This is a genomic window from Thalassospira permensis NBRC 106175, assembly GCF_000714555.1.
GTDB classification, from domain to species: domain Bacteria; phylum Pseudomonadota; class Alphaproteobacteria; order Rhodospirillales; family Thalassospiraceae; genus Thalassospira; species Thalassospira xiamenensis.
Map to the genome: position 1 here is coordinate 26403 of NZ_AUNC01000019.1, position 11673 is coordinate 38075.

Below are 11673 nucleotides of genomic sequence, written 5' to 3' on the forward strand. Positions count from 1 at the left end.
AATCCGTTGTGATCAATACCGGGTGATCGGCCCTGTTGCAGGTATTTGTAATCCTTATGCAAATAATGGCGGGTTTAGTCGGGCGAAGTCTTCCTGGATGTAATAAGGGTAATGCGGGTAGGGTGGTTGCCTTTTGCTGACGGCATCAAGGCGGGCGATTTGTTCGCTGGAAAGGGACCAGCCAACCGCACCCAGATTGTCGCGCAATTGCTGTTCATTGCGTGCCCCGATAATCACAGATGCCACCGTAGGGCGGTGCAGCAGCCAGTTGATGGCAATCTGTGGGACGGTTTTGCCGGTTTCGGCACTTAGTTCCTCAAGCACATCGACAATGTCATAGAGATGGTCTTCATCAACCGGCGGGCCGAATTGTGCGGTTTCATGCAGGCGGCTGCCATCAGGGATCGGCGTGCCGCGGCGGATTTTACCGGTCAACCGGCCCCAGCCCAAGGGGCTCCAGACCAGTGCGCCAAGTCCCTGATCCTGCGCCAGCGGCATCAGGTCCCATTCGTAATCGCGCCCGACCAGTGAATAGTAAACCTGATGGGCGACATAGCGGCTGTAACCAAGGTGATCAGATACGGCGAGTGATTTCATGATCTGCCACCCGGCAAAATTTGAAACGCCGATATAACGCAGCTTCCCGGCGCGTAAGAGGTCATCCAGCGTTGACAGGACTTCCTCGACCGGGGTAAAGGCGTCAAAGGCGTGAAGTTGCAGCAGATCAATGTAATCGGTCCCCAATCGTTTCAGGGCGGCATCGGTTGCCATGATCAGGCGGTGGCGCGAGGTGCCAAAGTCATTCGGGCCATCGCCAACCGGCAAGGCCAGTTTGGTCGACAGTATGATTTTGTCGCGGCGTCCTTTGATGGCTTCACCCAGAACCTGTTCGGACGCACCGTCGGAATAGACGTCGGCACTGTCGAACATGTTCAAGCCTGCTTCCAGGCTGATATCGATCATGCGGCTGGCTTCGCGGGCGTCAATTGTACCCCATGCACCGAACAGGGGGCCCTGGCCGCCAAAGGTACCTGCACCAAAGCTGAGTGCCGGGACACGCAAACCGGAATTCCCCAATTGTCTGTATTCCATTGTTTTCTCCGTCACTGGAAATGGTTCATGGGGGGAATATGGACAAAGGATTTATTTTCAACTAGTAGTATCTTAAGAAGAAGATTTGTGAGTTGAATTCACTGTGGCGCGACTTGAAACCAACCGATCCGGCGAGATGGAAGTCTTCGTGCGTGTTGTTGAACGCGGCGGGTTTTCTGCTGCGGCACGTGATTTCAACATGACACCATCCGCCGTCAGCAAGCTTGTCGGTCGTTTGGAAGACCGGCTGGGTACGCGATTGTTTAACCGGTCGACCCGCAAGCTGCATCTGACATCCGAAGGGCAGCGGTTTTATGAACGCGCACTTGATATCATTGCGGATATTAATGAGGCAGAACAGGAAGTCGCAACCGCAATGGCACCGCGCGGGCGGTTGTGCGTAACGGCCAACGTGCCTGTCGGGTTGCATCGTCTTTTACCGTTGGTGCCGCTGTTTCGGGAACGGTATCCCGATATCACGCTGGACGTGACAGTCAGCGACAAGGTGATGGACCTGTATGAGGAACGTGCCGATGTGGCGATCCGAAGTGGTCCGTTACAGTCATCCGGACTGATTGCGCGCAAGCTTGGGCAATGCCGGATGGCAATTGCCGCCTCCCCGTCATATCTTGAAAAACACGGACGACCAACGACCGTGGATGCGCTGCAAAGCCATACATTGATCGGATACAATTTTCAGCGTGTTCTTCCTGACTGGCCGTTTCGGGTAAACGGGCAGGACGTTTCGGTAACCCCGGGTGGTGTGTTTGACGTTGCGGATGCCGAAAGTGCGCGTCAGTTGGCCCTTGCAGGGGGCGGTATCGTGCGGCTCGCAAGGTTCCACATCAATGCGGAAGTCGCGGATGGCAGGCTTGAGGTTTTACTGGATGAATTTTATCCCGGCGGCGGTGTCGATATTAACGCCGTTTATATTGGCGGGCGAGGGCATTTACCCGCCCGTGTTCGAGCATTTTTGGATTTCTGCGCCGAAAACATCCGTCTGAATTGAAAAAACACGCGTTGATTATTGCGGTGAACAAGTGGGGCGCGTTGCAGGACAAGGCCGATGAGATGTCGGTGCTCCTTTTCGCACATGGGGTCGTGCAAAACGGTTTGCAGTTTCGTTGATACGCTTGTCTCGTGGCATAGGCTTCTTTACAGTCGCAACGCTGCACCGTTTGGAGCCAAGCAAGCAACCTAAGGACTTTATATGCACCAGCATTTTTCTTTTACTCGCCCTTTGGGGCTATCCTTTGCCGTTGGAATCGCATTGGCGGTAGGATTTTCGGGTTTCGGTGTGGTTTGGGCGCAGAATGACACCAACGCCGGCGCTGCTAATATTGTTTATCCGGAAATGGATGCCCTGCGAGGTAAAAAGCTGTTTGCCGAGCGTGGTTGTGTTGTTTGCCACGCCGTGAATAATGTCGGCGGAGATATCGGACCGGGGTTTGATGCCAGCAATATCGATCAGTCATTAAACCCGTTCGATTTTTTTGCGCGGATGTGGCATGGCGCGGATGAGATGCTGCATTTGCAGCGCGCTGATCTTGGCTATCAGATTGATTTCAACGGTCAGGATCTGGCCGATATCTATGCTTTCGCGCATGACAGAGAGGCACAGGAAAGCTTCACCGAGGATGATCTGAGCGACCGTATTCGTGAGATCATCGATAATGGTCCGTCGGTCACATTTGAATAGTAAGTCCCCGGATTACGCAAATACCAAAAAGGCCGGACATATGCCCGGCCTTCGTCATTTCAGGTCACTTTGGCTTAGTATGCGTTGACGGCCTCGGCATGTTTTGTGCAATCGGTTGCGGCCAGATCGACAAACACATCGGTGATGCTTTCAGCTGTCGGAAGGGTTTCCGGGTCTTCACCCGGATAGGCCTCTGCGCGCATCTTTGTGCGGATGCGGCCCGGATTGACCAGATTAACACGCAGGGGCGTTTCTTCGACTTCCTGGGCATAGGACAGCACCAGACTTTCCAGCGCGGCCTTGGTCGACGCATAAAGGCCCCAGAAAGCACGTCCCTTGAACGAGGCATTCGAGGTCACAAAGATCGCTCTACCGGCATCGGAAAGACGCAGAAGTTTATCGACACTGCGGATCAGGCGAAAATTCGCCGTGACATTCGTCGCATAAGTGTTTTCAAAAACCTGTGTATCGATATGGCCGACCGGGGCAAGTTCCCCCAGAAGACCGGCATTGCCAACGACGATATCAAGCTTGCCAAAGCGTTCATAGATCGATGCTCCCATGGCATCGATCTTTTCATACATGGTCAAATCCATGGGCAGCAAAACAAGTTTGCCGCCATCAGCCCGGATTTCATCATCAAGTTCTTCGAGCGCACCGACATTACGACCCAGCGCAATAACAGTGGCACCTTCGGCAGCAAAACGTTTTGCGACCGCGCGACCGATCCCGTGCGAGGCCCCTGTGATCAGGGCAACGCGGCCTTCAAGGCGCTTAGCATCACTCATGCGGACTGCCTTTCGACAAGCTGGCTAAGTTTGCGGTCCTTGTTTTCGGCCTGATGATCGACCAGACGGATCGGATAATCACCGGTGAAGCAGGCATCGCAGAAGGCCGGACTGTCATTGTCGCGTCCCGTGAGACCGGCTGCGCGATAAAGGCCGTCAATGGTGACAAAGGCAAGGCTGTCGACACCAATGATCTTTGCCATGCTTTCGATGTCGTGATTGGCCGCCATCAGTTTTTCCTTCGACGGTGTATCAACTCCATAGAAGCACGGATTGGTGGTCGGCGGGCTTGCGATGCGCATATGCACTTCGGCAGCACCAGCCTGACGGACCAGATCGACAATCTTGGTCGAGGTGGTACCGCGAACAATGGAATCGTCGACCAGAATAACGCGTTTGCCCTTAAGCTTGCCGGGGTTGGCGTTGTGTTTCAGCTTCACGCCAAGGTGGCGGATCTGATCGGTCGGCTCGATGAAGGTACGACCGACATAGTGGTTGCGGATGATGCCCAGTTCGAACGGGACGCCACTTGCCTCGGCATAGCCAAGCGCGGACGGGACACCTGAATCGGGGATCGGTACGACCACATCGGCATCAACACCGGATTCCAGTGCCAGTTCGCGACCGATATTTTTGCGCACGTCATAAACGCTTGTGCCTTCGACGATGCTGTCGGGGCGGGCGAAATAGACATGTTCGAAAATGCAGAAACGCGATTTGACCGGTTTGAACGGCTTGATCGATTTGAGGCCGTCATCCGTGATTTCAACGATTTCGCCCGGTTCGACGTCGCGAATGAATTCCGCGCCAACGATATCAAGGCCAACCGTTTCCGATGACAGAATATAGCTGTCATTCAGCTTGCCCAGAACCAGCGGACGTACACCCAAGGGATCACGTACACCGATCAGCTTTTTCTGGGTCATGACCACAAGGCTGTATGCGCCTTCGACCTGACGAATGGCATCAATCAGGCGATCCACGATTTTTTCATACAGGCTGGTTGCGATCAGATGAATGAATGTTTCGGTATCCGAGGTCGACTGGAAGATCGAACCACGTTTTACAAGACGCTCCCGCACGGCAAGTGCGTTGGTCAGGTTTCCGTTATGGGCAATCGCCAGACCGCCGAATTCGAAATCTGCAAAGAGTGGCTGCACGTTGCGAAGGCCTTTGCCCCCGGCCGTGGAATAGCGCACATGGCCGATGGCACGGTGGCCTTGCAGGCTTTTTATTACGTCTTCAGAACCGAAGATATCGCCGACCTGACCGGATGCCCGGTGCGCAGGGAAATCTTCGCCGTCATAGGAAACGATGCCGGCGGCTTCCTGTCCGCGATGCTGAAGCGCATGCAGGCCAAGGGCCGTCAGGGCCGCCGCATCGGGCGATCCGAAAACACCGAAAACACCGCATTCTTCACGCAGCTTGTCGTCGTCAAATGGATTGGTGGTCAGCATGAGTGGGTTCCGCTCTCTCGCCGGTGGCGCAGGATACCGCACCCATGCGAAACCCTATCGCCTCACTCGTTGGTGGTCGCCTCAATCAGACGATCCAAATCATCGCGCGAGGGCCTTGTATACCCGTTTAGGGGCTTGGGTCCAGCACCTTTTGGCTCAGGACCCAGAAGTTGACGGTATGTCTGGTCGTTGATTTCCGCATCACGTTGCGCACGGGCAATTTCTTCGGCGGTTGTGTCAAAGATTTCATTGGGCATTGCGCGCATCAGCAGAAACGCACCTTCTTCCAGAACCGGGCGGGTACGGGCGTCTCGAACCCAGTCTGGCTGCGAGGTAGCCGGCAAAAGCCATGACAGGGCCAGAAAACCAATACAGGCGATAAGCCCGCCACGCAGAAGCCCGAAGACAAAGCCAAGCGTGCTATCGAGGCTATCAAGACCGGAATTCTGAACGGCACGACCAATACGCCCGCTGATGAAGGAAAAGATCAGAAAGCTTATCAGAAACAAGCCAACCCCGGTGGCCAGATCGGCAATCAGTTCGGAAGGAATCAGATCACGCACATAGGGGCGCGCGACCGGATAACCATACAATGCGCAAAGACCAGCCCCGACCCAGCCCATCATCGACAGGGTTTCATGGATAAAGCCGCGGAAAAATGCAAACAGACCCGAGATCAGGACAATGCCTACTATCACCAGATCGAATACGTCCCGTGCACCAAGATCGGGTAGGCTGGAAAAGTCCATAATTTCGTAAATCCTGTTGGTCAGTCAGTTCGCAGTACGCGCACAAAAAAGCCGGGCAACGATCAATACATGCCTTCGCGCGGACGCACCTTGTCACGAACATCGTCGCCGAAGAGATTTACCAAATCCTGAAGATGGCCGATTTCACGCTGGTTAAGGCCCTTGATCGTGATCTTCTTCTTGCCGTTGCCACCGGTTCGCGGGCTATAGGCATTTACAAAGCCGAGTTTGGCGGCTTCTTTAAGGCGTGATTCGATTTGACCGACAGGGCGGACTTCGCCCGAAAGGCCGACTTCGCCGACAATAACGGTTTCGGCAGGAACCGGCGCATCTGCGACGGCAGATATAAGGGCAGCCGCCACGGCAAGGTCGGCGGCGGGTTCGCCCACACGCATACCACCGGCAACGTTCAGGTAAACGTCAAATTGGCTAAGCGGCAAGCCACAGCGCGCATCCAGAACCGCAAGGATCATGTTCATACGGGCCGAATCCCAGCCGACAACCGCCCGACGTGGCGTGGCGAGTGCTGATTGCGCAACCAGCGCCTGAATTTCCACCAGCATCGGGCGGGTGCCTTCAAGCCCGGCAAACACGGCGGTGCCCGATACCGGGGCTTCGCGGTCGGCAAGGAAAAGGGCGGACGGGTTCGGGACTTCGACAAGGCCCGCATCGCCCATTTCAAACACGCCAATTTCATCGGTCGCACCAAAACGGTTTTTAACCGCGCGCAGAATGCGGAACTGATGGCCGCGTTCGCCTTCGAAATATAGAACCGTGTCGACCATGTGTTCCAGAACACGGGGACCGGCAATCTGGCCTTCCTTGGTGACGTGACCGACAAGGATCACGGCAAAACCCTTGCGCTTGGCAAGGCGGATCAGTTCAAGTGCACAGGCGCGGACCTGCGATACGGTACCCGGGGCACTGTCGAGCGTATCGGCATACATCGTCTGAATGGAATCGATGACCACGACTTCATGTGAACTTTGATCCAGTGTCGCGATGATATCGCGCAGGCTGGTTGCGGCGGCAAAATCGACCTTTGATTTTTCAAGTCCAAGACGGGCGGCACGCATGCGCACCTGATCAACCGCTTCCTCGCCCGAGATATAGGCACATTTATGTCTGGTCGACAGGACGCCAACGGCCTGCAACAGGATCGTTGATTTACCGATCCCAGGATCGCCGCCAACCAAAAGGGCAGAGCCAGGAACAAGGCCGCCACCAACCGCACGATCAAGTTCGGCAATGCCGGTTATGATGCGGGGCGGGCTTGCACTTTCACCTTCAAGGGCGACGAAATCAAGCTGTTTGCCCTTCGACCCGGTCGCGATGCCACCGGTTGCCTTGGGGCTGGCTTCAATGCGTTCTTCCTCGATCGAATTCCATTCGCCGCAGGCATCGCAACGTCCGGTCCATTTCCGGTATTCTGCACCGCAATTCTGGCAGATGAAACGACTTTGGGTTTTGGCCACAGGTGGCTCCGCGCATGAGGATGGAACGAAACAGGCGAAGGGGCTGATCGTGATCAGAGATGCTTCAGATCAAGATCCAGAGGACCTTCGATATCACCCGAAACGAACTGTTGCAAATAGGGGTTATCGGCATTGTCGATTTCAGAAACCGGACCATCCCAGATGATCTTGCCCTGATACAGCATGGCAACGCGATCAGCGATTTTGCGCGCGCTTGCCATGTCATGGGTGATGGTCATCGCACAGGCACCAAGCTCGCGGGTGCATTTGACGATCAGATCATTGATCACGTCACCCATGATCGGGTCGATGCCAGTGGTCGGTTCATCAAAAAACAGGATTTCCGGTTCGGTGGCAATGGCGCGTGCCAAACCGACACGTTTTTGCATGCCGCCCGAAAGAGATGCAGGGGACATATTGGCGACTTCGGGGCCAAGGCCGACATCGGAAAGTCTTGCTATGGCAATGTCACGGGCCTGTTTGCGTTTCATGCCGCGGCCTTCGATCAGACCGAAGGCGACATTTTCCCAAACAGGCAGGGAGTCAAACAACGCGGCCCCCTGAAACAGCATGCCGGTATGATCAAGCATGTCTTCACGGGCGGACCGCGATGCCCCGACCATTTCAACACCGTTGACCTTGATGGATCCTTGTTCAGGTGTCAGCAAACCCAGAACGCATTTCAGTGTAACGGACTTACCGGTACCAGAGCCGCCGATGATGGCAACGGATTCTCCCGGGCCGACATCAAGATTGACCCCCTGGAGCACCTTTTTGGGGCCAAAGGACTTGTGTACATCACGAAGCGAGATTTTGGCTGTGTCGCTCATATCCCGACCTTAGCGTGTGAAGAAAAGTTCGGTGACGATGTAGTTCGATATCAGAATCAGGATAGAGCTTGAAACCACAGCATTGGTTGTGGCTTGCCCGACGCCTTGTGCGCCACCACGCGAATGATATCCGTGATAGCAGCCCATCAGCGTGATCAGGAAGCCGAAGACCGCCGCCTTGACCAGCCCCGAAACCACGTCAAGCTGTTCAAGATACTGGAACGTATTGCGGATATAGGAACCGTCATTGAAGCCGAGCTTGTTCACTCCGACAAGATATCCGCCCAGCACCCCGATGATATCCCCGATCAGGACCAGCACGGGCAGGGTCAGCAGCCCGGCAATGACACGTGGGACCACCAGATATTTGAACGGGTTGGTCGACAGGGTCACCAATGCGTCGATCTGTTCGGTGACGCGCATGGTACCGATTTCAGCCGCTATCGCCGCCCCGACACGACCGGCCACCATCAGGCCGGCCAAAACCGGGCCCAGTTCGCGGGTCATCGAAATGACGACAACCGTGGCAACCGCACTTTCGGCAGAAAAGCGTGAAAAGCCTGAATAGGATTGCAGGGCCAGAACCATCCCGGCAAACAGGGTCGTCATGGCGACGACCGGCAACGAGAAATAGCCAATCTCGCGCATCTGTTTGAAAATCAGTCGGAAATAGAATGGCGGCGTTACCATATGGCCAATGGTGCGCCCGGCAAATACCGTTACGCGACCAACGAGAGCCAAAAAGGCAAGGAACATACGGCCAACCGGCGCAAAGATCGGCATTGGAATTATTATTTCCCCTGTTGCAGGCCAGTCATTGACTGTTGGCCGATTTCTTCAAGTCAGCTTTCTGTATAGACCCGCCGATAGCGATGTCCAAGAGAAGTCAGTATTTCATAACCGATTGTACCCGCAGCACTTGCGATGTCGTCAACTGTCATTTTGTCATCAATCAACGGAATCATATCGCCCGGCTGCAACGGCTTGCCCGGAAGATCGGTGATATCAATACTGATTGCATCCATCGAAACCCGTCCGACATACGGGACTTCATGCCCTTTGATGCGCAGTTTTCCTGAATTCGAAAGCGAACGCAGCCATCCATCGGCATAACCAACGGCAACTGTCGCAATGCGGCTGGCTCGTTCCGCGCGCCAGGTGCCGCCATAACCAACCGCCTCGCCAGCGACGATCTGACGCACCTGAAGTACCTTTGCGGTCAGCTTTACCACCGGGCGCATCGGGTTGGTGGTTTCGGGGGTCGGGTTTCCACCCCAAAGCGCAAAGCCCGGACGGCAGAATTCGAGGTGATAATCGTTATTACGGAAAATCGCCGAGGAATTGCAGAAACCGCGCGGAGCAGGCGGCAGGCGGCGATACCATTTCATGAACAGTTCGTACTGTTCGGCCGTGACCGGATTTTCAAGCTCGTCGGCGGCGACCGGGTGGGTCATATAGCCCGCTTTTTCGAAGCCGTATAAAAGAGACGAATAACGATCCACCAGTTCGCCGATCTCGCGCGGGGCAAGACCCAAACGGTTCATCCCGGTATCAAGATGAATGAAGGCCGGTGCGGGGCGTTCATGTTCACGGCAAAGATTTGACCAGCGTTCGATCTGACCAAGGTCATTAAGCACCGGAATGACGTCATTTTCGATAAAGAATTCTTCGTCACCGGGCAGAACGCCATTGAGAACAGCAATGCGACCGCCGCCACGCAGAAGCGGGAACAGGTCGGCTGCTTCGTTTGCCTGTGCGACAAAGAAAAGACGGCAACCCTGCTTTTTGAGAACAGGCACAATGGTTTGTGCGCCAAGGCCATAAGCATCTGCTTTGACAACCGCGCCACAAGTCCGCCCTTTGTAGCGTTTCTTGATGATCTGGTAGTTGTCAGCAATCGCCTTCAGATTGATCTGAAGTTCGGCACACTCAGCAGCACGGCCGGCGGCGGGAAGAACGCTCATTCGCAATACCCCGTGGAGTCCGTTTCGGTTTCAGGCTCAAGGCCTATTCATATTCTTCTTCGATATGGTCAAGGTCGCCAAACTTGGTGTAGTTCCCGTCAAAGAACAGGCGTACGTTGCCCACCGGGCCGTGACGCTGTTTGGCGATAATGACTTCTGCTGTGTTATAGACGTGGTTCAGGCGATCCTGCCACTGGGAGTAACGTTCGCCGAACTTGTCGGTAGCTTCTTCCGGACGTTGTGCCGGTTCTGCACGTTCGAGATAATATTGTTCACGGTAAATGAACATCACAACGTCGGCGTCCTGCTCGATCGAGCCCGATTCACGCAAATCCGACAGCTGCGGACGTTTGTCTTCGCGCTGTTCGACGGCACGTGAAAGCTGCGACAGGGCTAGAACCGGAACTTCGAGTTCCTTGGCGATTGCCTTTAGCATACGGGTGATTTCGGAAACTTCCTGTACGCGGCCATCGCCGCGGAAGTTGGTTGGCGGTGCCAGAAGTTGCAGGTAATCGACGACGATCATCGCAAGGCCGTGCTGACGTTTCAGGCGGCGGCAACGTGTGCGCAGGGTCGAAACCGGAAGAGCCGGCGTATCATCGATATAAAGCGGAACGGTATTGAGTTCCTGAGTGGCAACCACAAGACGCTGGAAATCGTCTTCGTTCAAATCGCCGCGGCGCATGTTGTCGCCCGAAACCTCGGCCGCCTGGGACAGAAGTCGCCCAGCCAGCTGTTCTGCCGCCATCTCGAGCGAGAAAACCGCGACAGCGCCGGTCTTGAGCTCGTCGCCCGCCTCGGCACCGGTTTTTCGGTTCTGATGCGATGCAATGGCGGCGTTAAATGCCACGTTCATTGCAAGCGCGGTTTTACCCATTGATGGACGTCCGGCAAGGATCAGCAAGTCAGAAGCGTGCAGACCGCCAAGCTTACGGTCGATATCGCGCAGGCCAGTGGTTACACCAACAACCTTTCCGGCGTTTTTATAGGCGTGTTCAATATTTTCGTATGCCTTGGTCAGGGCAGGGCCGAATGCAACGAAACCGGATTCAGCAGCACCCGCCGTCGCCAGAGAGAAAAGTTTCTGTTCGGCTTTCTCAATCTGGTTGGCGGCGTCAGTTTCGATTTCGTAGCGATAGGCCTCGTTGACGGTGTCTTCGCCGATTTCAATCAGTTCGCGGCGCAGATACAGGTCGTATACCAGTTTGCCGTAATCGCCGGCATTGATAACCGAGACAAGGTTGTTTGACAGTTCGGCCAGATATTGCGCGCCACCGATTTCAGCCAGATGTTCGTCCTGCCGAAAGAACGCCGACAGGGTCACCGGGTTGGCTAGCTGACCGCGTTCGATCAATTTGCCGCAGGCTTCAAAAATACGGCCATGGCGGGCGTCCGCGAAATGTTCGGGACGCAGAATATCTGAAACGCGTTCGTAAGCGGCGTTATTGTTCAGGATGGCGCCAAGCAGTGCTGCCTCTGCCTCGAAGTTATGAGGCGGAGTCCGTTCGAGCACCATTTCAGTGTTGCCACCGTGGTTTTCTTCGAGGGGTGCGAACAGGGCATCTAGCTGGGGATCAGTCATGGCGTAAAAAGGTATCAGTCATCTTGTTGGGCTGAAA

Annotated in this window: 11 protein-coding genes; 2 read left to right on the top strand and 9 right to left on the bottom strand. The window is 55.2% G+C overall.

Translation table 11 applies throughout. The annotated features are described in order from the left end of the window. Window positions 1-54 precede the first annotated feature (54 nt). Window positions 55-1092 carry an aldo/keto reductase gene (locus SMB34_RS10950; protein ID WP_007090368.1) on the bottom strand — a complete coding sequence of 346 codons (1038 nt, stop codon included), beginning with the start codon at window positions 1090-1092 and terminating at the stop codon, window positions 55-57. A gap of 103 nt (window positions 1093-1195) precedes the next feature. On the opposite strand from SMB34_RS10950, the gene SMB34_RS10955 reads away from it, so the two are divergent. Together SMB34_RS10955 and SMB34_RS10960 are read left to right on the top strand one after the other, a co-directional pair. Then, window positions 1196-2101, top strand: a complete 906-nt coding sequence (locus SMB34_RS10955; RefSeq protein ID WP_037990080.1) for a LysR family transcriptional regulator — start codon at window positions 1196-1198, stop codon at window positions 2099-2101. Between the two features lie 261 nt (window positions 2102-2362). After that, window positions 2363-2791, top strand: a complete 429-nt coding sequence (locus SMB34_RS10960; protein ID WP_233421766.1) for a c-type cytochrome — start codon at window positions 2363-2365, stop codon at window positions 2789-2791. A 74-nt stretch (window positions 2792-2865) separates the two neighbouring features. Here SMB34_RS10960 and SMB34_RS10965 read toward each other — a convergent pair whose 3' ends face one another. The 8 genes from SMB34_RS10965 to SMB34_RS11000 all read right to left on the bottom strand — a co-directional run bounded on the left by SMB34_RS10965 (window position 2866) and on the right by SMB34_RS11000 (window position 11636). Then, a complete protein-coding gene (locus SMB34_RS10965) occupies window positions 2866-3579 on the bottom strand; it encodes an SDR family NAD(P)-dependent oxidoreductase (RefSeq protein ID WP_007090365.1) in 714 nt (237 codons plus the stop codon). Continuing rightward, window positions 3576-5036 (bottom strand): amidophosphoribosyltransferase, encoded by a 1461-nt coding sequence (gene purF, locus SMB34_RS10970; RefSeq protein ID WP_007090364.1) that lies wholly within the window; start codon window positions 5034-5036, stop codon window positions 3576-3578. The genes SMB34_RS10965 and purF overlap by 4 nt, the downstream gene beginning before the upstream one ends. Before the next feature lie 62 nt (window positions 5037-5098). Next, window positions 5099-5785, bottom strand: coding sequence for a CvpA family protein (locus tag SMB34_RS10975; RefSeq protein ID WP_007090363.1), 687 nt, complete (start codon window positions 5783-5785; stop codon window positions 5099-5101). Between the two features lie 62 nt (window positions 5786-5847). Further along, the gene (radA, locus tag SMB34_RS10980) at window positions 5848-7260 is read right to left on the bottom strand and encodes a DNA repair protein RadA (protein ID WP_037990082.1); all 1413 of its coding nucleotides are present in this window, start codon (window positions 7258-7260) and stop codon (window positions 5848-5850) included. 53 nt (window positions 7261-7313) lie between these two features. Beyond that, window positions 7314-8090, bottom strand: a complete 777-nt coding sequence (locus SMB34_RS10985; protein ID WP_007090361.1) for an ABC transporter ATP-binding protein — start codon at window positions 8088-8090, stop codon at window positions 7314-7316. A gap of 9 nt (window positions 8091-8099) precedes the next feature. Next, window positions 8100-8873, bottom strand: a complete 774-nt coding sequence (locus SMB34_RS10990) for an MlaE family ABC transporter permease (protein WP_007090360.1) — start codon at window positions 8871-8873, stop codon at window positions 8100-8102. A 59-nt stretch (window positions 8874-8932) separates the two neighbouring features. Beyond that, entirely contained in the window at window positions 8933-10054 is a 1122-nt protein-coding gene (gene alr, locus SMB34_RS10995) for an alanine racemase (protein ID WP_051682255.1), read from the bottom strand. A 43-nt stretch (window positions 10055-10097) separates the two neighbouring features. Further along, window positions 10098-11636: a replicative DNA helicase gene (locus SMB34_RS11000; protein ID WP_007090358.1), complete on the bottom strand. Its 1539-nt coding sequence runs from the start codon at window positions 11634-11636 to the stop codon at window positions 10098-10100. Between the last annotated feature and the right edge of the window lie 37 nt (window positions 11637-11673).